Genomic DNA, 24,658 nt, shown 5'->3' on the forward strand with positions numbered 1-24,658 from the left:
GTTAAAATTGTTAAAAATAAGCCGATAATAAAAGTAAGTAATAGCTCATTTAGCTATTTAGTCCTATATGGACTTTTCTTTTACGCCAAAAATAGAACATACGTTTGTATGGAGGTTTTCAAATGACTGGTTTTTTAACCCATTTAGAAGAAGATATTAAGCGTTTATATGCTCAATTACAAATAAGCGGTCCTGCTTATAGAGAGATGCAAAGGATCGCTTCTGAATTTCGCGTGTGGGTCCATTACGAGGAGACTGGCAGCATGATGATCCAGCATCAAGGTCTTTACAGTATTATCTTAAACAGATCCCTATCACCTGAAGAACAGTGGCAGGATTTCGCCCACGAGCTTTGTCATGTGCTAAAGCATACAGGCAATCATTTCAAAATGAACAAACTCTTTCGAGAACTGCAGGAGTTTCAGGCAAAACAATTCATGTATCACTTTTGTGTTCCAACCTTTATACTGATGAAAATGAAGCTTCCACCCCTTCGGCAGCAAGCCATTTTGCATATTGCTCAAACGTTTCACGTCACTTGGGCTTTTGCTGAAAAACGGCTTGCCTTATTCGAACAGCGAAAAGCAGGTATTCGCTTTCAACAGGAGTTTACGTCTTATTTAATGAAAGCAGAAAGAGTCGCTGAAAAAGAAGCAGTTTATCAAACGTAAATCATCGCATAAAAGTTTATTCATAAAGGGCTAATACTTGTTTGAGTACATTTGTGTACCGATAAAATTGTTCAGTTTGTGTATCTCGCCGGTATTGACGCCTAAAGTCTTGAAAGAATGCTCTTCTTTGCGCCTGACTAATTTCAAGTTGTACACTTTTTCCTGTCAGACATTTGTTATTGATATTATCAGGATGCGTTCCAGAAAAACGATCAGATTCGGCTAGCAGCAATGCTTGAAAGCCATTTTGCGTTAAACGTTTCACTGTTTCTGCCGCTCTTTCTCTGTCCGTACCTCCTACTAACGTTTGAAGCACCTCTGTTTCTCCGTAGCCATGAAGTGCAAACGTATAATGATGGGTATGCACTTCTGAAAGGCAAAGCGGCTCATCAAAGCGTGTGCTTGTAATATGAAGAACATGATTGCCTTTTACTTTAAGGCCTTCAAATAAATACATAGAATAATCACTAGATATTTCATGAATGAGTTCACTCACGCCTGATTCAATTCCTCCGGCATGAGGCGACAAAACTAGCAGCTGGTCACCTTTCCGCTCGTGAAGAATTTGATAATCAATCCCTTTTCTTTCATGAGCGGAGAGCTCTTCATAATTTTCATACGTATCGATAATTTGCCTCATGTCATCTGCTCCATTTCTTTATATGAGCATAAGTCTACTGATCCCTCATTCTTTTGTAAAGAGGTTTCGAATCAAATATACCACTTGAATTCTTCCTTAAATTTTCCTTACATTTACGGCATTCTGTTGAATTTTGAGAAAAAATGACCGATAATTGAAACGAATAGAACTTTTGGACTATATGAATCTTTTTGTATTCTCTCTCATAAATTAGAAATATTGTGATCTACATCTGGAGGAATTCATGTTAAAAAAGAAAACGACCCTCACTCTTATCATCTTACTCTTTAGCTTCGCTGGCATTATTTATTGGAAATGCTTCTCTCTTCAAGGCGTGTCTCACGGAACATTCATCCGCTCGATGTCATCACCTGACGGAATGTATATCATCAACACCTATCAGCATAGCGGAGGAAAGCTAAAGGAAAACGCAGTCAGAGCAGAAATTGAAAACAAACTGACCCATCGCAAGAAAACGATTTACTGGAAATACCCTGATAAGGACCCTCTCATCCAATGGAAAAACGGACAGCTTGTTCAAATTGGACATGAGTTTTTAAATGTGGTGAAAGGCGATACGTACGATTATCGCTTTGATCAGAACAAGAGAAAATAATGCATCAAAAAAACGAATCCCTCTTGGATTCGTTTTTTACGTTGACATGACGGTTTGCATGAATTTCTTCATATTCTTACTAACCGTCGTCAATCGATCGACAATTTCACTAAACTCTGTCACAAGTAAAGCCTGTTCCGATGAAGAACCTTTCATATGGTCCATACTTTCAAGTAATGTATGTATATTGGAGGAGATTCCTTGCAGTGAGCTTTCGATGTTTTCTGTTGCACGTGAAGTTTCACTTGAAAGCTTTTGAACCTCACTTGCTACAACACTAAAACCTGCTCCCTCTTTTCCTGCCCTGGCAGCTTCAATTGACGCATTCAATCCTAGCAAACTCGTTTGTTTCGAGATGCCTTTAATCATTTTTGTAATATCGGCTGTTTGTTTCGAGCTTTCAAGAGTTTGCTGCGTTTGTAAGGTCATCTCCTCACTTGTAGCAGAGAGCTCTTCTGAATGTGCCGCCACCACGTGCACTTTTTCTTGAATACTTTGAATAATGTCATTCAATGAATCCATATACGCTTCAAGCTCTATTTGATTTTTGAGTGGAAATCCTAAAGCGAGGGCACCAATCACTTGCCCGTTTTCATCAAAAATGGGCAATCCCATCGCATTTAATGGTACTCCATATACTGATTCAGGCACAAACATACTCGATGTCTCACCTCTCAGCGCTTTTTTCATATTCAGATCATCTGGTTTAATACGTTCACCAGCTCGAATTTGAAAATCAACATCTTTCGATGGCAAATACAGCAAAAATTTCTCTCGGTCAATGACACCCATCGTCACTTCATTTTTTAAAATCTGCATCATATAAGGTGCTGCTGTCACTATACTCTGTAGTATATCCATTTCCTCTACCCCCTTGTATTATTTATCGGTCGTTCTTCTTAAAATAATAGTTAATTTTTAAAAATAATGATGATGATGAAAGTTATTTCTCATATGTACGAGTAAAAAGAAGGAAATTCCCTCTTTATATTCAACAAAACGTAAATTTGCTATACTTTAAGTATCAACATATGATGAAATGGTCATGTAATCATTTTATATATTCATTGGAGGCGCATGTTGTGAGACAACCTATGACATATGAGCGGGCGATCGTCATTGGCGGCGGCATGACGGGAATACTCGCTGCAAAAGTTTTATCAACGTTTTATCATCAAGTTTTCATTATCGAAAAGGACGAAATGCCAGACTCTCCTAAGAATCGTCTCGGCACTCCTCAAGCTTTTCATCCACATAGAATGCTGCCACTAGGCAAGCAAATAGTGGAACGTCTATTTCCTGGTTATACAAAAGAGTTACTGACAATGGGCGGATTTAATACGTGGCATCAAACCTCTCGTTTTATTACAAAAGATGGTGAGTTAACGCTTACTGATACCGAAGAAACAGCCGTCACAAGACGTGCCATGCTAGAGTGGGTGCTGATGCAAAGAATGTTAAATGAGGGACGGGTGCAATGTTTAGAAAAACATGAAGCCCTCTCACTTCAGTTGAAAGAGGGAACAAACCAAGTCATCGGACTGGTCGTGAAAGATCGGCATGAAAAACCAGGAAGCATTCGTGAAATGAAAGCAGACTTAGTGGTCGATGCGTCTGGAAGAATATCTAAATTGCCAAAATGGCTGAAGGATGCTGGACTGACCTTACCACGGGCAGATGAATTAACGGTGTCACTCGGTTACAGCACAAGATACTACAAGATACAACCAGAAGCGCCATACCAGCAATCAATGGTCGTAGTGGGTCAGCCGGAAAGGCAAATCCCAACAGGACTATTTGAACGGGTAGATCATGATTTAGTAGCTGTTCTTCTCTCTGCAGCTGGCGGATCACATTATCCAACAACAGACGCTGATCAATTTGATTCAGAAACAGCTGCACTCGCGCATCCCGCAATAGCAGATGCCATCACTCATTTAACGCCCTATACAAAGCCAAAAGGATTTAGAGTCCCTTCTTGCGTGAGATATCACTATGAACAAATGCACGACTGGCCAAGTGGATTATTGGTGATGGGCGATGCCTTGTGTACATTAGATCCCATTCATGGTCAAGGAATGACAAAGGCCGCACTCGAAGCACAAACTCTTGAGCGCATGCTCAAACAAGCACAAGAAAATGAGCGGCTACCTTTTGAAAAGGACACGTTACAACAAATGCAGCAAGCGAGTGAACTTGGCTGGTGGCTTTGTGCAATTGCTGATATGGCGTGGGAAGGCGTCGAGTTAAAAGGAGAAAAAACCATTCCTCATTTATCGTTTGTACAAGAATTTTTAAATCGCTACGTACAATACGCCATTGTCACAAAACAGCCTAAATGTCTTGAAGCGTATCACCGGATGCATTCTTTCTTAATAGAACCGAGAGACATCATCAACTTAGAACAGCTGCTTGACATGATTCAAGCTGACACTTCTGGAGAAACGGCTGAATGGTGGAGTCAGTGGGATCAAGAGGACGATAAACGCAATCGAGCTTTTTTCCATGAAGCGGTTCCTGACTTTCGTTTGCATCACTTGCTTTCATTAGATTGAAACAAAAAAAGCCCCTTAGTGGGGCTTTTTCATTAACGTAATAATTGAAGTACGTTTTGCGGCTGTTGGTTTGCTTGAGCTAACATTGCTTGAGATGCTTGAGAAAGAATGTTGTTCTTTGTGAACTCACTCATTTCTTTCGCCATGTCAACGTCACGAATACGTGACTCAGCAGCTGTTAAGTTTTCAGCAGAAGCACCAAGGTTGTTGATTGTGTGCTCTAGGCGGTTTTGGACTGCTCCAAGTGCTGAACGCTGTTTAGATACTGCGCCGATGGCTTCATCAATTTTTGCTACTTCAACGTCAAAGTCAAAACCATCTTCATTTACTTTAATATCTTTGACAGTCAAGGTTTCAGCGTCCATTTTGCCGATCTGAACGTTGATATTTTGCTCAATGTTAGCGCCAATTTGAAATTGGAATCCATCTTCAACGCTACCATCCAACAGATTTTTTCCGTTAAATGCTGTACGCTGAGAAATTCCATCAATTTCATCTACCAAAGCCGTGAGCTCTTCTTGAATAGCTGTTAAATCTTCTGTTTGTTGAGTCCCAACGTTACCCGCTTGAACTGTTAATTCACGCATACGTTGAAGGATCGCATGTGTTTCAGTTAATGCACCTTCAGCTGTTTGAATAAGAGAGATACCGTCTTGTGCGTTTTTAGATGCCATTTCTAAGCCGCGGATTTGTCCACGCATTTTTTCAGAGATGGCTAGCCCTGCTGCGTCATCTCCTGCACGGTTGATACGAAGACCAGAAGAAAGCTTCTCCATGTTCTTTTGCCCTGCTCCATTGTTTGCAGACAAACGGTTCAGTGTGTTAAGTGCTGCGATATTGTGGTTAATTCTCATGTTTCATGACCTCCATGTGTTTGAACCAATTGAACATCCTTGTCCAAAAGTTCTAAATTAGAATTTTTTTGTAAGCCTTACAATCCATTTATCGAACCTTAATGGAATTTGTTTAACAAAAAAGGAATAAATAAGGAATAAGTCTCATTCGTTATGATCGTTTCGCTAGAGTATGCCAAATTTAAAGGTCATTTTTCATAATTTATCAGAGGGATTTAAGAATCATAAGACTGGAGAAAATACGAAGAAAAAAACAGCATAAAAAAAAGCCCCATAAAGGGGCCTGTCATTAACGTAGTAATTGAAGTACGTTTTGTGGCTGTTGGTTCGCTTGTGCAAGCATTGCTTGAGACGCTTGAGAAAGAATGTTGTTCTTCGTGAACTCACTCATTTCTTTCGCCATGTCAACGTCACGGATACGAGACTCAGCAGCTGTTAAGTTTTCAGAAGAAGCACTTAGGTTGTTGATTGTGTGCTCTAGACGGTTTTGAACCGCACCAAGTTTAGCACGTTGAGTTGACACTTGGTTGATAGCTTCATCAATTCCAGCAAGTTGGTTGTCAAAAGATGTAGTTGCGAATGCAGTTACATCAATATCACTAATTTTAACTGTAGCACTTCCTAGATCAGCTGCTTTCATGCTGTCAATGTTTACAGTAAGTTGTTGGCCACCGTTAGCTCCAATTTGGAATACTAAATCAGCTGTACCACTAGCAAAAGAACCATCTAAAAGGTTTTTACCGTTGAATTGAGTACGATCAGCAATACCTTTACTTCCAGTTTCTCCACCGACTTCTTCAACCAATGCTGCGATTTCTTCTTGGATAGACTGAAGATCAGTATTGTCTTGTGTACCTGTGTTACCAGCTTGAACTGTAAGTTCACGAACACGTTGAAGGATTGAGTGAGTTTCAGTCAATGCACCTTCAGCGATTTGGATAAGTGAGATACCGTCTTGTGAGTTTTTAGATGCCATTTCTAATCCGCGGATTTGTCCACGCATTTTTTCAGAGATTGCAAGACCTGCTGCATCATCTCCTGCACGGTTAATACGAAGACCAGAAGAAAGTTTCTCCATGTTCTTTTGGCTAGCACCGTTGTTTGCAGACAAACGGTTTAATGTGTTAAGTGCTGCGATATTGTGGTTAATTCTCATTTCCTATTACCTCCATGTATGTGGGACCTGACAGACGTCCTTGTCTGAAAAAAGTCCTTTATTCTAGGGCTTATCAACCCTGACAATTCTATTATCGGATGTGGTTATAGGATGTTTAGCAGATTTTTAAAAAAATATCGTATTTTTTCATGACGTTGATCCTAATTTGAACAATTCTATAAAAACAAAAGCTGCTGATCTATCATCAGCAGCTTAATCGTTTTATGAATATCAGTATTGCTTGATATCAAACATTAAGATATTTTGGTACACCACGTAATCCTTCTTACTTGTGAACGGGCCTTTATTATGTTCATCATTGATTTCATAGAAGTTCATACCAATTCCAAAGCTTCTTTCTTTATACCAGTTAAGAAAATCGTTGATTTCTTTCATTGAAAGCAAATAATCTTTTTGCAGTCCATTTATCATAGTAATTGAAAGTATACCCTTTGTTACTTCTTCACCAGGTTTTGTTCCGTCTTGTTCCTTTGGTTCTTCTGTTGATCCATCCCCAGGCTTAGTCCCGTCCTGATCTTTCGGTTCTTCTGTTGACCCATCATCTGGTTTTGTTCCGTCTTGGTCTTTTGGATCTTCCGTTGTCCCTTCATCTGTTTTTTTTCCGTCTTGATCCTTTGGATCTTCTGCTGTCCCATCATCTGGCTTTGTTTCATCCTCATCCTTAGACACTTTTTCCAGATCTTTCAATGAAATTGAGATCACAGATTTAAAATTGTTTTTAACAGAATGACTACCAATTGGCTCAGCATAATCTCTTCCACCAATCACATATAATTGATCATCAGCAATAACTGCCACAGATCCAACTCTACCTTCAGGGATTTCATATAAAGAATCTTTAACTTGACTAGTTTGTGGATCAAATATCTGAACTTGTTTTAATAACTTGCTCGATCTATCTCCAATTTGCTGACCGCCAATCATAAAAAATTTATGATCGTATGTCGCATATGCGGCTTCATATGCAAAAGAATTTAATTGAACATCCTTTAAGCGTTGCCACTTCCCTAGCTTCATATCATATTCTAATATATCTTTATCATTCACTCGGCTAACGTTAGCCTCACCACCAGCAATATATAACTTTCCATTTATCTCCGAAATACTTCTACCCTGACGAGAAGCTAATTGAGAATTATCTAAACTTTCCCACTCTCCACTTACCGTATCATAGGAATAAAAATTTACTTGAGAGCTTGATAAAGATGCTACTATATAAATTTTTTCTCCAACTGTAGCTGCTCTTAAGGAACCAGTTATATAAGATGTATATATAAATTTCTCAGGCATCTTAATTGGTTCTTCTGTCCATTGATCTAGTTCTGTATCATAAACATCGATGGTTTTGTGAACTGTTTTAGTTGTATCAATAAGGCCGCCAATGACATAGATTTTTTTACCTACTGTTGCGTAGGTAGCTCCTGTTCTTAATCTAGGCATACTTGTTTTTTCTGACCACAAATCAATTTTAGGATCATACATATATGTTGAATTGTTGAATTTAGACTGTTGACTTGCTCCACCGAATACATATATTTTCCCATCAACCACTCCTACACTTGCTCCGATTCGCTCTTCCGGTAAGTCCGCTCGCTTCGTCCAGCCATTTGTCTCTGCTGCATGAGCTTTTAACGGATGAATTGTAACCATCATAAAAATGGTCAAAAGCACTAAAAATAAACCTTTTTTCATCGTTTCTTTCCTCCATATCTTAAATATCCCTCCTTTTATCGACATATTTGTAATTAAATTTAATTTTTATCATTGTATGCTAGAATGACCATCTCCAGTTATTTCCCCTCACACATACATCACCGGCGTTGATATTTTAATGATCTTCCCGCCTCGACGATAAAATCTTGGGACGCGGCGGCTTAAGGTGGCGATGACTTCGTAGTTGATTGTATTGAGCATTTCGGCGATTTCATCGACAGAAATTTCTCCGCCCTTTTGACGACCGTATATGACGACTTCCTCGCCTTGCTTTGCTTTCATTTCTCCTAAACTGATCATCGTCATATCCATTGTGACTCGGCCAGCAATCGGCATTCGTTTTCCGCGGAAAAGCATAAATCCCCGATTTGATAAAGCACGTGAGTACCCATCTGCGTAACCGATCGGTATGGTCGCAATAACCTCATCAGGTTTTGCTACATACGTTGCCCCATAGCTGACGGTCCTTGGCTCTGTCACCATTTCCTTTACGAACGCAATCCTTGCTTTTAAACTGAGAGCGGGCTCTAGCTGAACAGAGTTTAAACTCTCAATGTATTGCGAGGGATACAGACCATATAGCCCGATGCCCAGCCGAATCATATCAGCGCTAAATTCAGGAAACGCGATAGCAGCCGCTGTATTGTTCATATGTACGGTTGGCAGCTTAATTCCTTGTTTTTTCAAAAAGCGAAGAAATTCAATAAAAATGCTGTGCTGCAGCAGCGTGAAATCAGGGTCAGGCTCATCCGCAGTGGAGAAATGCGTAAAAATTCCGTCCCATCTAAGGTTTTCACTCTTTTCAAGTGCCTCCACTACGCCTAAAAGCTCTTCCTTCGTTCTTACACCTAATCGTCCCATCCCTGTGTCGACATTGACATGAATCCCAAGCCGGCGATGACTTTCTTCTTCTTCCGCTAAGATCTCATTTGCTTCAACAATCCAGTCTTCACGAAGGCCAGATAGATCAATTCTCCAGGCCGCAGCCCTTTTCACACAGTCGAGCGGAGTAAACCCAAGAACCAAAATCGGCGCTTCAATTTTTGCTCTTCGCAGCACAATGCCCTCCTCCAAGCTAGCAACTGCAAGCTCCGTCGCACCGCTTTCTAGTGCCTGCCGGGCTACCTCCACTGAGCCATGTCCATAAGCATTCGCCTTCACGACAGCCATGATCTTACTTTTCCTTGGAATATGCGCTTGAATGGCTTCGATATTTCTTTTAATCGCATCAAGATTGACTTCGATCCAGACTTCCCTGCATAGCTTTTTCATTTATTTTTCCTCCTCATCACATGAGCGTTCTTTCTATCTCCATGTTCACTTTTGCGTCTAGTCTATCTTTATTCATTTTTAAGAAAAACATTCAACTACAATGACTGAACCTGCTTTGTCTTATCTCACAAAAAAAAGAAACCACATCAACTGTGATTTCTTCTCTATGTGCGATGATATTCAATGTCATCCGCAGATTTCATCATTGCATCAATATCATGATAAATCTCCTGTAAATTTTCCCGTTCAGCTAAGTATTGAGCATTGCTTTTATGAACAGGCACATCAAATTGCAAGAAGTTGATCGTGATCGTTGATGACTCTCGGTCATTCATTATTAATCTTAATTCAAGCGTTGAGACCTCTTCTTTATCATCTCTCTCAGCTGAAGCAATCGGCACCCCATCTTCTAACATCTCAACTTGTTTCAAATCTTTCATGGATAGCTCAGTGACTGCAAATCTATTTTTTCTAGTTGACCCGCCAGGCTGATATTCAATAAAGCGCATTTTCTTTAACTCATCATCAATCGCAAAGCCCTTATCAACTTGCTCCGAAAAGATATAGGTAGATGCCTGAAACCCATCTTCGTGAAAAAGCATCATCATTTTGTCCAATAATATGTTGGGATCATTCTGTTCTTTTCGTCTTTGACATCTACCGGCTATGATTAAAATGACCAGTCCTCCGATGATGCTGAGAGCCGTTCCCCATCCATTCCCTACATCTACGAAAACAGTAAAACCTAAAATAGCAATCATAAAAGCAATGATAATGCCTATGATGAATATCACTCAATGCTCCTCCTATCATGACCCTTCATGAATGGTTTAGCCATAGTATAGCATTTGAAGTAAGGTGATTTAAGAATATTTATATGAAGAAAACAGACCATAAAGATCTGTTTTCCCATTGAACTTCATTCAAGTGTTTAAAAGATAGGCAGTAAGAACTCACACATGCCTTCTTCTTCTCTATATCTCTCCATAATAGATGCCTGACGCATGTTCAATTGATTGTTTTGGATCATTTGAGGCAATTGGCTCCAAAACAAATTCACTTTTTCGGTTGTATGTGTCACTGTAAACACAGCATACTTTCCCCCTTCAAAATGTCCAGTCTGAACCATTTGATCTTTTGAGAAATCTCTATTTGTCATCAACATGAGGTCGTATCTGCATTTTTCTGATGAAATTTTTCCAGGATCATCTTGAGGAACACCATATATACCAAATTCCTTTAATTCATCATTTAATTGATGTTGATTGATCCATTTTTTAAATCTTTTCATCATCTCTACATTTTCTTTGCTACCATATGGTCCTATATTTCTCATAAACACCATTTTCATATTCGTTAACATTTCAATTTTGTAATTCATGATTTCCCTCCAACTCTTATTGGAAGATTGGCCAATCATTCCTTACATCCAACGGTAACATCCTTTAAAATATAATACAGTAGGATATTAAAAATAATTGAATTATGTTGGAAAAACATTCACAGGAATTGCGATTTAGATCATAAATTAAGTCATCTCATTTTCTCTTTAAATAGCATATCCAATTTTTTAAAATAAAAAAGAACGGTCTTTAGCCGCTCACTTGTTTATTGATTTCCCTTTGAAGATTTAGCAAAGAGGAGGGTGACAATCAAATAGATAATTGTTCCGAAAAACAGACCACTTAACAAGCTGATAAACAATATTTCACAAACTAGGCCAACATAATAAGACACTGGCGTCCCTGGAAACACAGCCATATTGAACAGACTAATCATAAAGGTTAAAGCAAAAAATATAATGAAAATCTTTCGAAATACTGTTGATTTTAACATTGTCATTTCACTTCCTCCTCAGTATGTTTTCTATGAAAAAAATATTCTTTGTTCATAGCGTATATTCCGTTTTATAGTAAAAAGCCCATAAAGGGCTTTTTACTTAAGCAGTATAACCAATACTTGCAGTATGACCTCTCCTAGCTTCATCATGACTTGCTGTCACTTCAGACGTAAAATAACCAACAACACTTATGACACTAATCATCACGAATACTACTGATAACGTTTTAAATTTCATACTGACAGTCCCCCCGCTTTACTTGAGTTTGGAAATAAAGAATCTTTTCATAGAAATGCATCGCATTGTCTTTATCTCCCATTTCATTATAATATTTTGCAGCATCTTTTGCTAAATCTTCGAGGTCAGGATACATTGACTTTACTTCTAACAATTCCATTATTTTTTCCAACTGCTCAAAATTGTTGTCAATGTATAGGGATCTTAAAAACTTGAATATCAATAATAGAACATGGTCTTTCAGCTTTTCAGATAGTTCTATGCCGTTATTTAATGCATATGTACCTAAGTCCTGTTCTTTCTTTTTGAAGTAGGCTTTTGACAACATAATGAGCGGATCTAAGATTCTATTTAAATGCTCGTATCCCTGCTCTTTAAATGCTCGAATTGAATCATTAAAGTGAATAATCGCTTGTGCTAATTCTTTGTTATGAAAATAACTCAACCCTAAATTATAAAGTGCTGATCCTTTTAATCGTTTTGTTGAGTTGTCGGCGGCTTTTTCTAGTGCGTGCTGAAAATGGGGTATCGCTTTTTCGGGGCAGCCCATATCGATATAGTTTAATCCAATGACAAAAGAACATTGAATTTCTCTGACGGTGTATGTATCTTTTTCTCGGTAACATTCTATCGCCTGTGCGATATGGTGCATCGACATGTGGGTTTGTTTCATGTGGTAATAGATTTCTGCCATCTTGTAATTGAACTCGGCACGTTCAATATCGTCGCTGACAAGAGACAGCTTTTTTTCTGCCCGCTTATAGAAGGTAATCGCATTTAGGTATTCATAGTTTTCAAATTCGTACATGCCGTAGAAAAAATTAAAGTAATACTCGAGCAATCCTGTTAATTTTTCTTGATCCCTTTTGATCTTCATTGCGAGTTCCCTAAAGTTCGCCCGCTCTTTCCCATTTTCTAAAGGATTTAAGTAATCAAGCATTAATTTATGTCTGAACTCCATGAGTGAGAAATACAATAATAAATCTTGATTTTCTTCCATATGATCAAGCATTGATTTGATTTCCTCTTTATATGCTTCGGCGTCCGGTACGTTAAATCGTTGAATATGATAATACCATTCATTGATTTTCAAACCGACGTGAGAAGAAAGTACTTTCTCCATCAGCCCTTACCCCTTCCTCTATTTCCCCTATAATGACATATATTATCATTTCATGAGCCATCCGGCACCGAAAAGAAACCGCAAAAGAACAAAAAAACTTCTTCTAAAGAAGCCAAGTGATTGATCGTCATTTTGATAAGGAGGAATAACTGAGCTCGCGCCCCTGTACTCTCTGAAATAAGATGATACAATCAGGTCTAACGAAATATTTACATCTAGTATACCCTTCACGTCATACTTGATTTAATCGTTTCCATTTACGAATTTGAGTACGGAAATTTTTAAAAGGGGCGACGGTATTCACATGAATAAATTTATAAACTGGCCAAACCGCCTTTGCTGTAGCGTCATCCGCCCATTTTCGTTGATGAGGTTCAAACACTTCTTCTTCACTCATACGATCCAACATATCACAAATAGTTAACACATTCTGTTTGAGCTGAGCTCTTAATGCGACTAGTGATTGACAGGCATACTTCTCATTAAAAAGAGAATATAATGCGCCAAGCTGATTCCATTTGTATCCTTCTGCTGGCGTATGGACAACCTTTCCTTCAGTTTCGTCTTGCTCCCATTGAAGCAGCAGGGTTGTCCAACCAACTTGATAGGCCAAATTTTCTGCAGGAGTGCGGCTTACATCCTCTATTCGATCATCTTTCATTTCTTCTGGAATCATATCGAATTCTTCATCGTATTGATTGTACGATTTCATGATTGCTTGTTTTAAAATGTCTTTCGACTCATAGGTTGTCATCATATTCACCTCTAGTTCTTTTCGTGAAAATTTTCCTCAGAACACATCTTGCAAAAGTAAAAAAAATAACTAGAGCTCATGATACTGAATTATTCTAATGTTTTCTGCTTTATTGTCTCTATTATAATCAAACTCTTAATCGAGCAAAAAAGCAATAGCATTTCTGGTTAAATGAAAGCATCTACGTAAGTTTAATAAAGAATATCTATAAAACCGGCTGCGAAAAATAAAGACACTCTTTACGTTCTATCATAAACAAGCACCCAGTATTTCGCCCCAGGTTCCCCTTCTTCTACAACAGCCTTCCAGCCTCTTTTTTGATAAAAAGCCAAAGCTTTGTGATTGTCAGAGACACATTTGAGGGTGACCGGTGTTCCGAGCACTTTTATAGCATGTTTGAGAAGCAAGTCGCCAGCTCCTTGACCAGCAGCTTCGGGATGTACAAACAAGAGGTGAATAAAACGATCTGGTACATATAGAGAAATGAATCCGAGGATTTTATTGTTTTCCTCTGCTAAGAAAATTTGCTCTTCCAGCGTATCTTGATCAAAATCTTGCAGATTGATTTCTTCTGTATTGAGCCAGTGAAAGCTCTGACGGCGGGATTCTAAATAGATTTGTCTTAATTTTGGATAATCTTCTATGCTTGCTTCTCTAATCAACATCACAACATCCCCCCTGTTTTTATTTGAATGTTAATTCACCTCTAGAATGTGTTTTGCCTGTATTCTACCTGCCAATAACAATTGATCGCTGAACTGCGAATCATTGACAGCACGTGCAAGAGCGATTGTACCGACCATGCTGCTTACTAGTGCGTAACTCGTAGAGAGACCGATGTTTCCCGTATCGGCTATAAACGCCATAAACCGTTTCAATTCATCCGTATAGGCTTTCCGTACCTCTTGCGATAATTGAGAAATCTCCCCTGCAAGTGCAGGCAGTATACAGCCGATCTCCGTCTGATCACGGTGAACAGAACTTAAATAGAATTCAATGATCGTCTGAATTCGAGACTGGTCTGCTTTCTTGTCTGCAACACTTTGCAGCAGCTTTATCGTATCAGTAATAGCAAAATGAAAAGCCTCTATCACCAACTGATCCTTGTTCTTAAAATGAGCGTAAAACCCTCCATGAGTTAGACCTGCCCCTTTCATAATGAATGGCAAACTGATATTACGAACGCCATTTGTTCGAAATGCTCGTGCAGCACTTGCAATGATTTGCTCTCTCACTTTTGACTTATGACCTTTCGGATAAGGCATCTTTTTACTCCCCTCCTTCACTTTAACTCTTTTTAAGTGTCTTTATCAAAATATTATAATCATCATATTTTCTTGTGTCAATTGACTGAAATCCATCTTTCCTCACTTAGATGGGATTGACTTCATCAAAATATGATGACTATAATATATTATGATCATCATATTTAAGACGGAGGTGCAAGAAATGATTCATTTAGAAACAGTAGATACTTTAGTGATCGGATCAGGTCCGGGAGGCTACGTGGCGGCATTACGTTCAGCTCATCTCGGCATGAAAACAGCGATTGTAGAGCGTGATCAATTAGGTGGAGTATGTACCCATGTAGGCTGTATCCCTTCTAAAGCGCTAATAGCAGAAGCAGAGCGGTTCAAACTCCGCACACAGTTGGGGGTTTTTCAAGAAAGCGGCTCTTTCAAGGATGCTCAAGCGTTCAAAAAAGCTGTTGTGAAAAAACAAGCTGGAGGCGTCCAATTTTTGCTAAAGTCAGCAGGAGTTACCATTCTGGAAGGTGAGGCAAGCTTGATCGATCATCATACAGCGGTGATTCAACATGCCGAAAAAGGTGAAAAGCGAATCAATTTCAAACACCTAATACTAGCAACTGGTTCCCGTCCAATCGAAATTAGAACACTCCCTTTCGGAGGTCGTATATTGTCTTCAACTGAAGCACTATCCCTTCCTAAAATTCCGAAAAGCCTTGTCGTAGTTGGAGGTGGTTATATTGGGGTTGAACTAGGACAGATGTTTGCAAGGTTTGGAGCAAACGTCACCATTTTGGAAGGTGGCAATCAAGTATTGCCTGGCTTTGAAAGTGAACTTGTCTCGCCTGTCGTTCGACAATTGAAAGAAGATAACATCACCCTGATTACAGGAGCAAACGTCACAGATGCCAAGCAGCATATAAACGGAATTGATCTTCATTATGAGAAACAGAAAGAAAGCTACACGGTGAAAGCGGAATATGCACTGATTACTGTCGGAAGAAAACCGAATACAGATGGTTCATTAGGCCTTGATTCTATCGGGTTGTCCATTACCCCTCACGGACTGATTGAAGTTGATGAACAATGCAGAACATCCATTCCGCACATATATGCCATTGGTGATATCACCGAGGGTCCTGCTCTGGCTCATAAAGCTTCCTATGAAGCGAAGGTTGCAGCAGAGGCAATCGCTGGTAAACCTTCTATTATAGATTATAAAGCGATCCCACTTGTTGTGTTTTCCAGCCCAGAATTGACGAGTGTTGGACTGAGCGAAACAGATTGCAAGCAACAATCCATTCCGACTGTCATTGGAAAAACAATGTTCTCCATTAATGGTCGAGCGCTGGCATTAAAAGAACCAGAAGGATTTGTGAAGATTGTAGCTCATGCCGAATCTGGCCTTATTTTAGGAGCACAAATCGTAGGTGCAGAAGCATCTACTCTTATATCAGAACTTTCTCTCTCTATTGAAATTGGTGCTACAGTAGAAGATTTAGCAATGACGATTCATCCTCACCCAACATTAGGTGAAATGATCATGGAAGCTGCAGAAATGGCCACCCGTAAAGTTGAAAAATATCTTGCACGATAATTGGTTCAGGTGTAGCTTCTAAAATTGAGCAAAAATAATCGCCATAGCTTATTTATTTAAGAATAATAGGCTATGGCGATTTCAATTGAGCACTCATATTAAAACGTCGGTCAATTTATCGTTAATTGGATCCTACTTCACGCTTTTTACCGAGATTCATGGATAACTGAACGCCAATCATCAGCATGACGATGACAAGCATTGCCACAATAGAAGCATAAAAATGTCCGCTTAGATCGAAAACCAAGCCAATGAAAAATGGACCGAATCCTCCCATGATATACCCGCCCATCTGCGACATGGCGGACCAAGTTCCGGCTTCCTCTGGAGTACGCGTCTCTATAATCGGTAGCATGAGCGCTAAAGGAAATAATCCACCTGCACCCATACCTAGGAAAATGACAGCTGGCAAGATCGGCATTGGCAGAAGAAGAAAGATGAGGCCAATCAGCTCAGACAGACTGCATAAGATGAGAAATAATTTCGGTTTTCCTAATCGAGTAACGACCGCTGGAACGAGTAGTGCCACCGGAATCTGAATGAGTGTAAATATGGTCAGCAGCATGGCAGCATATTGCGGACTGTTTCCGAAACTAAGAGCAATCGGTGAAATCCATGCCGTCAAAGAATAAAACATGCTGGACATAAAGCCAAAAAACAAGGTAAATTGAATCGCCTTTTTGTTTCGCAGCGGCAATTTTAACGGCAAGGTTACATGATCACTCTGCTCATTTTTGCGAGCTATACCTACCCAGAGAATAAGCGCGATTACCCCTAGAATAGCCCAGCAAGACAATGCAAACGGAAGATGGTGACTGCGTAGGTAAATCGGAATGGTGAAGCCGGAAGCAAGTGCTGCACCTATTGTCATCGAAATGGAATAAACACTGACAATACCAGGATTTCTCGGGAAATACTTTTTAATAAAACTAGACAATAAAGGACCCGCGAAGCTAATCCCTACCCCTCCTGCAAATGCAGTCATGAGCAGAATAGCGACCGATTGGCTTGTACCCCGCAGCGCTGTGGCGATCGTGATGAGAAGAATCGAGAAAAAAAGCGTTCTCTCTAAACCAAAACGCCGGCTGAGTGTCGTCGCAACGGGAGCAAACACCCCCATACAAAGGACAGGCAAAGTGGTCAAAAGACTGGCTGTCAGTGCGTTCACACCAAGCTCTGATTGGATCATACTCATCATAGAAGCCACGGACGTAATGATTGGGCGCAAGTTTAATGCAGCTAAAAATAAAGCGGCTAAATAAAATATTTTTTTCATCAATGCACTTCTTCCTCTCTACTTGTTGAAGTTACTTTGAGTATAAATCCGCCGCATTCATTGATCAATACAATAATTCGTATTATGATGATAGTAAAAAACTATTATTAATGAAAGGATGACAAATGGATACTCGGCATATTACATATTTCATGGCTGTATTCGATCATTTACATTTCACAAAAGCTGCTGAGCAATTAGGGATATCACAGCCTACATTAAGCCAGCAGATCCGGCTGCTTGAAGCAGAAGTTGGGATGCCGCTCTTTGATCGAATCGGCAAAAAAGTCGTCGCTACCGAAGCGGGTTCTCTGCTATATCAATATGGGATGAAAATGCTTCAAGCTGAAAGAGATGCAAAAAATGCGATGAAAGAACTACTATCTGAAAAACGGGGAAACGTTCGACTTGCCGTTCTCCCTTCCGATCTTGACTTTCAGCTTGTTCCGCTATTTGTAGAATTTAAAACACTTTATCCTGAAACCAATCTGAAAGCATATTCAACGATCTTCGTTCGTGAAGAGGTTCTGTCGCATAAGGTGGATCTCGGCATCGGGCTGAGAGGGCCTGCGGATAAGCGTCTCATTCAAATTCCACTTGGAAGTGAGCCCTACGAATTATTTGCTCATTCAGAAAGTGAACTAGCCCAACAGAGTGAAGTGACATTGGAAGAGCTGACGCAGCATGCTTTGGTTATGTATCCGAAGGGATATCTAGGAAGAGATTTAGTAGAAGACGTATGTAAAGAACAGGGTGTGGAACTAGACACTGTCATGGAGGTTGGGTCCGCATCTTCATTATTGCAGCTGGTTGAAGCCGGCATCGGTGCAACCATTCAGCCGCGAGGATTGCTGCAACAACATGCGACATGGCCAAATATTGTTTCGATTCCTATTGCTGATCCGGCACCTGTTCGTCACTTAGAATTAACTTATTATGCAGATCGATTTGTTAGCAAAGCACAGCAGCAGCTATCTGAATGGCTGATAGACTTTTTCAAATCAAAAACAAACTAAAAATGAGGGTAAAACATGAAGAATGCAAACAGCATATTTACAAGGACAAACCGGGTAGCGATTCGTCAATTTGATCTGCAAGATATTGAAGCATTTTATCAGTATCGAGCAAACCCCTCTATTGCAATCTATTTAAAGGAAAGGGCTATATTCACGAAGCCTTGAGTTCAATGATCGAATATATTTTCACTACACTGAACAAGCATAAAATCATTGCCTTTACTGATATGCGCAATGAAAAATCTATTCGCGTGCTGGAACGTTTAGAAATGAGACGCGAAGGACATTTGCTTCAAAATGATATGTCGAAAGGACATTGGGTTGAAGAATATCAATATGCGATTCTTCAATCGGAGTGGACCGCTAAGCGCCAGTAAAAGACGCTTTTGATAAACCTTCTATATACATATAGAACTTTTCTATAACGCTCACCATGCTTTCTTTTTTTATAATAGAAAAAAAAGAAATGTGGTGGCGTATATGTCTACAACGATCGGAATTATGGGCGGGATGGGTCCTTTAGCAACGATTGATCTGATGAAAAAAATCATTTCTCATACTCCAGCGATAAAAGATCAGGATCATCTCCATGTGATTGCTGATAATTATCCGCAAATCCCTGACAGAACCAATGCCATATTTGGGAAAGGCAAAGATCCTACAGATGATATGATTGCATCAGCTAAGAGATTAGAACGTGCAGGAGCGGACTTTATTCTCATTGCATGCAATACCGCTCACTTCTTTTTAGAAAACATACGACATTCCACTCATATCCCTATCATGAATATGCCATTAGAAACCGCAAATTACCTAAACAAACATCACTATACATCTGTGGGCTTACTATGTACTGATGGCACATTAAAAACCCAGCTCTATCAAAGGGCTTGTGCTCATCACAAGATTGACGTCATGACTCCTAGTGAAAATCTTCAGAAGAGCGTTATGAATGGGATATATGCGGTGAAAGCAGGAAAATTAAGTAAAGGCGAAAGTGAATTAGCGGTAGCTGCAGAGATTTTAATCAATCAAGGGGCAGAAGCCATCATTGCCGGCTGTACAGAAATCCCCTTAGTCTTAAGGTCAACTAAAGATGTGAAAGTGATTGACCCTACTGTCATTTTGGCGAAAGAAGCTGTAAAATTAGTGTATGAGCTTGAAAAGCTAAACATTTAAAGAACGTAGTATAAGGGGATAAAATGAATATTGAGAATATAGAAGCGTTTATTTACGTATGCCAGCTAGGCAGTATCAATAAAGCTGCGGAAGCACTGTATTTAACCCAGCCTTCTGTTTCGGCACGTATTCAATCGTTAGAAAAAGAATTAGACCTGAAATTATTTGATAGACAGAGAAATAAACTATCTCTGACGGAAAAAGGTGAACAGTTTTACCCGCATGCCAAAAAGATCCTCCATTCTTATCAAGAAGCAAAGCATAGTCTCAAACAAACGATGATTCCTTATGAATTGACGATTGGATGCGCATCCTCTATTTCCAATAATCTATTGCCTAACATATTGCCCGCCCTAAAAGAAAAATACGAAAACCTGAAAGTGAAAATCGTAACAGGACACTCAAAGGATGTTGTCCAAAAAGTGATTAACAACCAAGTAGACTTTGGCATTGTCAGGACTGAAACACATCCTCAAATTGAATCAATCCCGATTTTCAGTGATCCAATCGGGCTGTTCGTCCCAACTCATCACCCGCTCGCTAGCCTTGACAACATTAATATGAAAGAACTAGAAGAACAGCCTTTTATTTTCTTTGACTATGGGTCATTTGATTGGTTGATGCTCCACCGATTATTTCAAAAAAACAGCATCACACCGAACATTTCCATTGAGGTTGATCATATGGAAACCGCAAAAAATTTAGTGCTTCAAGGAATGGGACTATCGTTTCTACCTCATCATTGCGTGAGAAATGAGGTAGAACAAGGAACATTAAAACAAATTTCAATCGATCCATCCATCAATTTCAACATCAATATCGAGTTCATTTATAAAAAAGGAAAATCCAAATCAGTTTTCATTGATCAACTCAAACAGTTTTTTCATGAATTAGATTAAGCAGCTTAAAAAGCCCTTTTTAGGGCTTTTTTGGATACGTTCTGATTAGCTTTCCAAAGTTAAATAAAGTAAGCTCCCTTTAGAGAGGTTTAATACTCTCTAAGTGAAGTGAATTTTTCTAAGAATGTTCTTTTTATTATACAAGCCCTAATGAGGAAGGTTGTTTTGAAAATGAGACCCAAGAAAAAATTAGTTATTAGCATCATCATTGGTTTTGTTTTGTTTTCTTCCTATTATCTACTAAAAAATTTATTCTTAAAAGAACATGCTACACACGTTTCAGAAAATGAGTTCAAACCTTCATTTCTAAATGACAAATTAGCTACCATCTACCTTTCAGCATCAATTGATTATCAGCGTGAAGGGAGCTACACAATATATATGAATAAAAAAGGTGAATTAACTACTTCAGAAGGTGATGCAATTGAATTAGGTTCTATTGCTCAAGGTGAACAGATGTTACTGAAAGAAAACCCTTCAGAAATAAATATTCTTGGAAAAAAAACTGCTCATTTTAAGTTCAAAAATAAAGTACATACTGGTTATGGACAAGCTAATGGATATTTAAAGAACAAAGAAATATTTTATACATTAAACAACCAAGGTTTTGGAGAGAAGGACTATAAAAGTTTAATTAGATGGGGCAACAGTCAAAACTTTCACGAGCAGATTTTAAATGGATACTTTGTTAGTACAGGAAACGACGAAGATAAAATTTACGTGATCAATCAAGATATGGATACTGATCGATCTACTTTTCAAGAATTGAATTTAGAGGACAAACCGACTCTTCAAAATGGTGGTCATATTAAACTCATTAATGAAGACTGGGAAGTTTATTCAAATATTATCATTAAGGACAAATTAGCTTATTTTATCCTCTATCACACTCCTGAAGATTCTAAGGATGTGTCTTTTAAAGTAGCAGTATTTGATATAGAAAAGAAAAAATTAAGAGGAGCATATTTACTTGGCAGCTATAAAAGTGAAGATCAACTAATTCCACCAAATGAAAAGCACTTCTATATAAAAGACGATATTTTATATCACTTAACTGCAAATTCTAAGATTTATACATTTAACACAAAAACGATGAAATCAGAAGAATCCTATTCCTTAGAGCATGAGGAAGGACTCAATGTTAAGTTCGTCTATTTAAATTCTGATCATATCTACTTATTAAACCAAAAAAAGACTGGAGAATATGAAATTTCTTCTTATTCATACCAAAAGGGAAAAAGATTGAATTCTTTAAAGATAAAAGGTCTCGACAAAATTCTGGATAAGAATCATGTATCTGAATATGATTTTTTGATGTTAGAACAAAATAGAAATGATATTCTCAAAATATTTAATAAGTGATTCTAAAAGGAGAATTGATATGACTCATTTAGAATTCGCATTCGGCTTGCTTCCAGTCAGTATGATCATCGCTTCTTTTATCGTCACATTGATGTACAAAAAGTTTATTTCATGCCAGTTGTGAGCTTTATCATTTTACTCATCCTGACATTTACACTTTTTAATGTCTCCTTCTTAGGCTGGGCAGTTGTTTACACTTTTGGCTCATTCATTGCTTCATATATAGCATTATTCATCATGAAAATTTTAAATAAAAAGAGGTCTTAAATACATTTAAAAAGCCCTTTACAGGGGCTTTTCTTCTTTCACTATCGTTTTTCCACTGGATGAATGTCTTCTCCCAAAAAGGCGATATTAGGCTCTCCACTCTTTTCTAGAAATTCAGCAATTTCTTGCAGCTCTTGATCGATACGGTCATTCCTTGGCATATCCGGGTTTAACAGAAGGATGGAGTGAATCGTTGTCGCTGTTTCATACAAGACATGTTGATCTTTTATCTGTTGGATGCATTGTTTCATACGATCGAAAAACCATTCGATCTCTTCCGTTTCTTCCATCGGATAATGTGCCATTTTGAAGAGATTCTGCTGACGAAGGTCCTGCCTCTCAAATATGTGTTCAAGCTCTTCTTTACTGACATATAAATCAGAATCTTCCTCCTTAATCTCTACTACTTCGACCATCGCATCTTCAGCTGTATATAACTTCTCAATAAAGTCATCGAAAGTTTCTGCCAGCTTAAAATCTACTTCCAGCTCTAAATCAAAATAGTGAATAGAAGGATGTTCCTCCGTTTCTCGATAATCCATGGCGATCCATGTATCTTCTTCTCCGCTGATGATCACAAGTCCCTCAGGCAGATTCAATTCATTACATAACTCGGGACTATTCATGATGCCATCACCTTTGGCGATTCCTCTTAGATGGTCAAATTGAACATGATCCTCAGCCCATGAATTCGGCTGTTCGGTTGGAAAAGCATTACGAACTGTAAACCCGCCATTCCATTCTAAAAGGAGCTTTTTGTATGTATCAGGTAAAATGACTCCAAGTATGCCCTCTGCTTCATGAATTTGTTCCTCATCTATCTTTTTTAACGTAAAAGGACTCTCTTCTTCTTTCTCCCAGAATGATTTCAAAGTGGGTGCCTCCCAATCTGTATTAAGGTCAGTATAACATTGGTTCATTATGAATTCTCTACTCAAACTTATCTATTAATAAACTGGTGATGAGGAGAAGATCATAAACCTTTCATCCTCTCTGATACCTTAAAGGCTGTAAGCTTTACGACAAAATAAAAAAGCCCCTTGGAGGAGGCTTTTTTACGTTTGTTTTCTTGAAGCAACCTCGATGTTGCTGTTATCACTTTTAGAAAGTGATGGAATACCAGCAGTAGATGCGAGTACAATGACTGCCAATGCACAAAAAACAACTTTTTTAATACTCATAAAGACAGTCCCCTTTCAAAATTTTTGTTTGCGCGTCCAACATTTTCATTAAAAATTCATTTGCTGTTTCGTGATCATTTTTAGATTTGAACACACCTGCCACATCATAAGACAGCTCTTCTAAATAAGCATAAATTTTGTTCTCATCTAAAAAATGAAAGACCTGTTTAATTTGGTCAATATTTACTTTATCAACATATAGGGCTTTGATAAAGTGGAACAGTCGTTTGTATAAATCGTCATCATATTGAACAGAGATCGAAAAGCCATAATCAAGGACATCTTTTCCCTTTTTATAATCGCCTTTTTTCATCAATAACGATGACAGAAAATAAAGCGAATGTGGTAAGTTGTCATATCGTTCATTTTTGTTGATACGAACAGCCTTTTCACAATAAGCAATAGCTTGATCTGTATCACCTAAACATTCATAGCAATCAGCCAGATTATAATATGCTGATGAGATCAATCTATTGTTTTGAATTTCTTCAGCCATCCTTAAAGATTTTTCTAAATGAGGAAGAGCTTTATCGCTGCGTTTCATATCATCGTAGTTTCCTGCAATTACAAATGAGCATTGAATCTTTCTTACTTTATACAGGTCATATTGATCGTAAATCTCCATTGCTTTCAGAATATGGTGCATAGATACATGTGTCTGTTTCATCATGTAATAAGCTTCTGCAACTTTAAAATGGAATTCAGCTCTTTCAATTTCGTCAGAAACAATCTCCAGCTTTATTTCTGCTTTTCTATAATATTTTATCGCTTCTACATATTCTTTATTACTGAATTCATACATGCCTCTGAAAAATAAATTGTAATACTCTAACATGCCGGTGAGCGTTTCTTGAGAGGTTTCTATTAGATCTAAGAGGGATGAAATGGTTGGTCTGTTTTTATTAAAGTCTACAGGTTTAATGTAATCTAACATGATTTGATGTCGAAAGCACATCAATTGATAATAAATGAGTAAATCTTGATCCTCTTCCATTCGTTCAATTTCTTGTTCTACCTCAGCTTTCAAAATCTCTGCGTCGGGTACACTGAATTGCCGAATCATTTTATACCATTCATTTATTTTCACACCTACATGTGAAGAAAGAACTTTCTCCATCCCTTATTCCCCTTCCACTAATTTCCCTTATATTACATTTATTATCACATATAGGAATTTACAAA

General features: G+C 38.4%; 28 protein-coding genes. 11 read left to right on the forward strand and 17 right to left on the reverse strand.

The genetic code is table 11. The features are described 5' to 3' along the window. Nucleotides 1-122 precede the first annotated feature (122 nt). Nucleotides 123-671 (forward strand): ImmA/IrrE family metallo-endopeptidase, encoded by a 549-nt coding sequence (locus MHH40_RS04415; RefSeq protein WP_050945223.1) that lies wholly within the window; start codon nucleotides 123-125, stop codon nucleotides 669-671. A 16-nt stretch (nucleotides 672-687) separates the two neighbouring features. Here MHH40_RS04415 and MHH40_RS04420 read toward each other — a convergent pair whose 3' ends face one another. Then, nucleotides 688-1,311, reverse strand: a complete 624-nt coding sequence (locus tag MHH40_RS04420) for a poly-gamma-glutamate hydrolase family protein (protein ID WP_340900673.1) — start codon at nucleotides 1,309-1,311, stop codon at nucleotides 688-690. A gap of 244 nt (nucleotides 1,312-1,555) precedes the next feature. On the opposite strand from MHH40_RS04420, the gene MHH40_RS04425 reads away from it, so the two are divergent. Then, nucleotides 1,556-1,927 carry a DUF5412 domain-containing protein gene (locus MHH40_RS04425; RefSeq protein WP_340900674.1) on the forward strand — a complete coding sequence of 124 codons (372 nt, stop codon included), beginning with the start codon at nucleotides 1,556-1,558 and terminating at the stop codon, nucleotides 1,925-1,927. A gap of 36 nt (nucleotides 1,928-1,963) precedes the next feature. Here MHH40_RS04425 and MHH40_RS04430 read toward each other — a convergent pair whose 3' ends face one another. After that, a complete protein-coding gene (locus MHH40_RS04430; RefSeq protein WP_050945225.1) occupies nucleotides 1,964-2,788 on the reverse strand; it encodes a methyl-accepting chemotaxis protein in 825 nt (274 codons plus the stop codon). Nucleotides 2,789-3,009: 221 nt separating this feature from the next. Here MHH40_RS04430 and MHH40_RS04435 point away from each other — a divergent pair, with 221 nt between their 5' ends. Continuing rightward, nucleotides 3,010-4,482 (forward strand): NAD(P)/FAD-dependent oxidoreductase, encoded by a 1,473-nt coding sequence (locus MHH40_RS04435; protein ID WP_340900675.1) that lies wholly within the window; start codon nucleotides 3,010-3,012, stop codon nucleotides 4,480-4,482. Nucleotides 4,483-4,514: 32 nt separating this feature from the next. Here MHH40_RS04435 and hag (MHH40_RS04440) read toward each other — a convergent pair whose 3' ends face one another. From hag (MHH40_RS04440) to MHH40_RS04490, 11 genes are all read right to left on the reverse strand, one after another. After that, entirely contained in the window at nucleotides 4,515-5,336 is an 822-nt protein-coding gene (hag, locus tag MHH40_RS04440; RefSeq protein ID WP_044141245.1) for a flagellin Hag, read from the reverse strand. A gap of 289 nt (nucleotides 5,337-5,625) precedes the next feature. After that, a complete protein-coding gene (hag, locus tag MHH40_RS04445) occupies nucleotides 5,626-6,492 on the reverse strand; it encodes a flagellin Hag (protein WP_050945227.1) in 867 nt (288 codons plus the stop codon). A 231-nt stretch (nucleotides 6,493-6,723) separates the two neighbouring features. Continuing rightward, entirely contained in the window at nucleotides 6,724-8,205 is a 1,482-nt protein-coding gene (locus MHH40_RS04450) for a Kelch repeat-containing protein (protein WP_050945228.1), read from the reverse strand. A gap of 108 nt (nucleotides 8,206-8,313) precedes the next feature. Beyond that, nucleotides 8,314-9,498 carry an alanine racemase gene (alr, locus tag MHH40_RS04455; RefSeq protein ID WP_050945229.1) on the reverse strand — a complete coding sequence of 395 codons (1,185 nt, stop codon included), beginning with the start codon at nucleotides 9,496-9,498 and terminating at the stop codon, nucleotides 8,314-8,316. 164 nt (nucleotides 9,499-9,662) lie between these two features. Next, a complete protein-coding gene (locus MHH40_RS04460) occupies nucleotides 9,663-10,292 on the reverse strand; it encodes a hypothetical protein (RefSeq protein WP_050945230.1) in 630 nt (209 codons plus the stop codon). A 137-nt stretch (nucleotides 10,293-10,429) separates the two neighbouring features. Continuing rightward, on the reverse strand, nucleotides 10,430-10,879 hold the full coding sequence (locus MHH40_RS04465) for a GyrI-like domain-containing protein (protein WP_340900680.1): 450 nt from the start codon (nucleotides 10,877-10,879) through the stop codon (nucleotides 10,430-10,432). Nucleotides 10,880-11,437: 558 nt separating this feature from the next. Continuing rightward, on the reverse strand, nucleotides 11,438-11,575 hold the full coding sequence (locus MHH40_RS04470; RefSeq protein ID WP_012009633.1) for a hypothetical protein: 138 nt from the start codon (nucleotides 11,573-11,575) through the stop codon (nucleotides 11,438-11,440). Continuing rightward, nucleotides 11,565-12,698 (reverse strand): Rap family tetratricopeptide repeat protein, encoded by a 1,134-nt coding sequence (locus MHH40_RS04475; RefSeq protein WP_050945233.1) that lies wholly within the window; start codon nucleotides 12,696-12,698, stop codon nucleotides 11,565-11,567. The genes MHH40_RS04470 and MHH40_RS04475 overlap by 11 nt, the downstream gene beginning before the upstream one ends. A gap of 232 nt (nucleotides 12,699-12,930) precedes the next feature. Then, nucleotides 12,931-13,452 (reverse strand): ClbS/DfsB family four-helix bundle protein, encoded by a 522-nt coding sequence (locus MHH40_RS04480; protein ID WP_050945234.1) that lies wholly within the window; start codon nucleotides 13,450-13,452, stop codon nucleotides 12,931-12,933. Nucleotides 13,453-13,691: 239 nt separating this feature from the next. After that, nucleotides 13,692-14,117 (reverse strand): GNAT family N-acetyltransferase, encoded by a 426-nt coding sequence (locus MHH40_RS04485; protein ID WP_050945235.1) that lies wholly within the window; start codon nucleotides 14,115-14,117, stop codon nucleotides 13,692-13,694. Nucleotides 14,118-14,147: 30 nt separating this feature from the next. Next, the gene (locus MHH40_RS04490) at nucleotides 14,148-14,717 is read right to left on the reverse strand and encodes a TetR/AcrR family transcriptional regulator (protein WP_050945236.1); all 570 of its coding nucleotides are present in this window, start codon (nucleotides 14,715-14,717) and stop codon (nucleotides 14,148-14,150) included. A gap of 184 nt (nucleotides 14,718-14,901) precedes the next feature. Between MHH40_RS04490 and lpdA the strand changes: the two genes are divergently transcribed. Then, nucleotides 14,902-16,296, forward strand: coding sequence for a dihydrolipoyl dehydrogenase (gene lpdA / locus MHH40_RS04495; RefSeq protein ID WP_050945237.1), 1,395 nt, complete (start codon nucleotides 14,902-14,904; stop codon nucleotides 16,294-16,296). 121 nt (nucleotides 16,297-16,417) lie between these two features. On the opposite strand, the gene MHH40_RS04500 is transcribed toward lpdA, so the two are convergent. Next, entirely contained in the window at nucleotides 16,418-17,572 is a 1,155-nt protein-coding gene (locus MHH40_RS04500; RefSeq protein ID WP_050945238.1) for an MFS transporter, read from the reverse strand. Between the two features lie 125 nt (nucleotides 17,573-17,697). Between MHH40_RS04500 and MHH40_RS04505 the strand changes: the two genes are divergently transcribed. The 7 genes from MHH40_RS04505 (at nucleotide 17,698) to MHH40_RS04530 (ending at nucleotide 22,295) form a co-directional block, all read left to right on the forward strand. Then, nucleotides 17,698-18,588 carry a LysR family transcriptional regulator gene (locus MHH40_RS04505; protein WP_050945239.1) on the forward strand — a complete coding sequence of 297 codons (891 nt, stop codon included), beginning with the start codon at nucleotides 17,698-17,700 and terminating at the stop codon, nucleotides 18,586-18,588. Between the two features lie 15 nt (nucleotides 18,589-18,603). Beyond that, complete coding sequence (locus MHH40_RS18810) at nucleotides 18,604-18,753, forward strand: hypothetical protein (RefSeq protein WP_233421733.1); 150 nt, start codon at nucleotides 18,604-18,606, stop codon at nucleotides 18,751-18,753. Between the two features lie 5 nt (nucleotides 18,754-18,758). Beyond that, the gene (locus MHH40_RS18815) at nucleotides 18,759-18,965 is read left to right on the forward strand and encodes a GNAT family N-acetyltransferase (RefSeq protein ID WP_233421734.1); all 207 of its coding nucleotides are present in this window, start codon (nucleotides 18,759-18,761) and stop codon (nucleotides 18,963-18,965) included. 103 nt (nucleotides 18,966-19,068) lie between these two features. Beyond that, complete coding sequence (locus tag MHH40_RS04515; RefSeq protein ID WP_050945240.1) at nucleotides 19,069-19,767, forward strand: aspartate/glutamate racemase family protein; 699 nt, start codon at nucleotides 19,069-19,071, stop codon at nucleotides 19,765-19,767. Between the two features lie 23 nt (nucleotides 19,768-19,790). Beyond that, nucleotides 19,791-20,666: a LysR family transcriptional regulator gene (locus MHH40_RS04520; RefSeq protein WP_003211978.1), complete on the forward strand. Its 876-nt coding sequence runs from the start codon at nucleotides 19,791-19,793 to the stop codon at nucleotides 20,664-20,666. Nucleotides 20,667-20,837: 171 nt separating this feature from the next. Then, on the forward strand, nucleotides 20,838-22,028 hold the full coding sequence (locus MHH40_RS04525; RefSeq protein WP_080984801.1) for a hypothetical protein: 1,191 nt from the start codon (nucleotides 20,838-20,840) through the stop codon (nucleotides 22,026-22,028). A 111-nt stretch (nucleotides 22,029-22,139) separates the two neighbouring features. Then, a complete protein-coding gene (locus MHH40_RS04530) occupies nucleotides 22,140-22,295 on the forward strand; it encodes a DUF2651 family protein (protein ID WP_233421735.1) in 156 nt (51 codons plus the stop codon). A 41-nt stretch (nucleotides 22,296-22,336) separates the two neighbouring features. Here MHH40_RS04530 and MHH40_RS04535 read toward each other — a convergent pair whose 3' ends face one another. The 3 genes from MHH40_RS04535 to MHH40_RS04545 form a co-directional block, all read right to left on the reverse strand. Further along, entirely contained in the window at nucleotides 22,337-23,167 is an 831-nt protein-coding gene (locus MHH40_RS04535; protein ID WP_050945242.1) for an SMI1/KNR4 family protein, read from the reverse strand. A 183-nt stretch (nucleotides 23,168-23,350) separates the two neighbouring features. Further along, nucleotides 23,351-23,476 (reverse strand): hypothetical protein, encoded by a 126-nt coding sequence (locus MHH40_RS04540; RefSeq protein WP_262982764.1) that lies wholly within the window; start codon nucleotides 23,474-23,476, stop codon nucleotides 23,351-23,353. Further along, nucleotides 23,466-24,593 carry a response regulator aspartate phosphatase gene (locus MHH40_RS04545; RefSeq protein WP_050945243.1) on the reverse strand — a complete coding sequence of 376 codons (1,128 nt, stop codon included), beginning with the start codon at nucleotides 24,591-24,593 and terminating at the stop codon, nucleotides 23,466-23,468. The genes MHH40_RS04540 and MHH40_RS04545 overlap by 11 nt, the downstream gene beginning before the upstream one ends. Between the last annotated feature and the right edge of the window lie 65 nt (nucleotides 24,594-24,658).

Origin of the sequence: Bacillus sp. FSL K6-2431 (genome assembly GCF_038005165.1) — a bacterium.
In the GTDB taxonomy this organism is placed as follows: domain Bacteria; phylum Bacillota; class Bacilli; order Bacillales; family Bacillaceae; genus Bacillus; species Bacillus pumilus.

Bases quoted from the DNA above. Each gene is read 5' to 3' on its own strand.
- MHH40_RS04415 (WP_050945223.1), top strand. From the start codon at position 123: ATGACTGGTTTTTTAACCCATTTAGAAGAAGATATTAAGCGTTTATAT.
- MHH40_RS04420 (WP_340900673.1), bottom strand. From the start codon at position 1,311: ATGAGGCAAATTATCGATACGTATGAAAATTATGAAGAGCTCTCCGCT.
- MHH40_RS04425 (WP_340900674.1), top strand. From the start codon at position 1,556: ATGTTAAAAAAGAAAACGACCCTCACTCTTATCATCTTACTCTTTAGC.
- MHH40_RS04430 (WP_050945225.1), bottom strand. From the start codon at position 2,788: ATGGATATACTACAGAGTATAGTGACAGCAGCACCTTATATGATGCAG.
- hag (WP_044141245.1), bottom strand. From the start codon at position 5,336: ATGAGAATTAACCACAATATCGCAGCACTTAACACACTGAACCGTTTG.
- hag (WP_050945227.1), bottom strand. From the start codon at position 6,492: ATGAGAATTAACCACAATATCGCAGCACTTAACACATTAAACCGTTTG.
- MHH40_RS04450 (WP_050945228.1), bottom strand. From the start codon at position 8,205: ATGAAAAAAGGTTTATTTTTAGTGCTTTTGACCATTTTTATGATGGTT.
- alr (WP_050945229.1), bottom strand. From the start codon at position 9,498: ATGAAAAAGCTATGCAGGGAAGTCTGGATCGAAGTCAATCTTGATGCG.
- MHH40_RS04465 (WP_340900680.1), bottom strand. From the start codon at position 10,879: ATGAATTACAAAATTGAAATGTTAACGAATATGAAAATGGTGTTTATG.
- MHH40_RS04470 (WP_012009633.1), bottom strand. From the start codon at position 11,575: ATGAAATTTAAAACGTTATCAGTAGTATTCGTGATGATTAGTGTCATA.
- MHH40_RS04475 (WP_050945233.1), bottom strand. From the start codon at position 12,698: ATGGAGAAAGTACTTTCTTCTCACGTCGGTTTGAAAATCAATGAATGG.
- MHH40_RS04480 (WP_050945234.1), bottom strand. From the start codon at position 13,452: ATGACAACCTATGAGTCGAAAGACATTTTAAAACAAGCAATCATGAAA.
- MHH40_RS04485 (WP_050945235.1), bottom strand. From the start codon at position 14,117: ATGTTGATTAGAGAAGCAAGCATAGAAGATTATCCAAAATTAAGACAA.
- MHH40_RS04490 (WP_050945236.1), bottom strand. From the start codon at position 14,717: ATGCCTTATCCGAAAGGTCATAAGTCAAAAGTGAGAGAGCAAATCATT.
- lpdA (WP_050945237.1), top strand. From the start codon at position 14,902: ATGATTCATTTAGAAACAGTAGATACTTTAGTGATCGGATCAGGTCCG.
- MHH40_RS04500 (WP_050945238.1), bottom strand. From the start codon at position 17,572: ATGAAAAAAATATTTTATTTAGCCGCTTTATTTTTAGCTGCATTAAAC.
- MHH40_RS04505 (WP_050945239.1), top strand. From the start codon at position 17,698: ATGGATACTCGGCATATTACATATTTCATGGCTGTATTCGATCATTTA.
- MHH40_RS18810 (WP_233421733.1), top strand. From the start codon at position 18,604: ATGAAGAATGCAAACAGCATATTTACAAGGACAAACCGGGTAGCGATT.
- MHH40_RS18815 (WP_233421734.1), top strand. From the start codon at position 18,759: ATGATCGAATATATTTTCACTACACTGAACAAGCATAAAATCATTGCC.
- MHH40_RS04515 (WP_050945240.1), top strand. From the start codon at position 19,069: ATGTCTACAACGATCGGAATTATGGGCGGGATGGGTCCTTTAGCAACG.
- MHH40_RS04520 (WP_003211978.1), top strand. From the start codon at position 19,791: ATGAATATTGAGAATATAGAAGCGTTTATTTACGTATGCCAGCTAGGC.
- MHH40_RS04525 (WP_080984801.1), top strand. From the start codon at position 20,838: ATGAGACCCAAGAAAAAATTAGTTATTAGCATCATCATTGGTTTTGTT.
- MHH40_RS04530 (WP_233421735.1), top strand. From the start codon at position 22,140: ATGCCAGTTGTGAGCTTTATCATTTTACTCATCCTGACATTTACACTT.
- MHH40_RS04540 (WP_262982764.1), bottom strand. From the start codon at position 23,476: ATGAGTATTAAAAAAGTTGTTTTTTGTGCATTGGCAGTCATTGTACTC.
- MHH40_RS04545 (WP_050945243.1), bottom strand. From the start codon at position 24,593: ATGGAGAAAGTTCTTTCTTCACATGTAGGTGTGAAAATAAATGAATGG.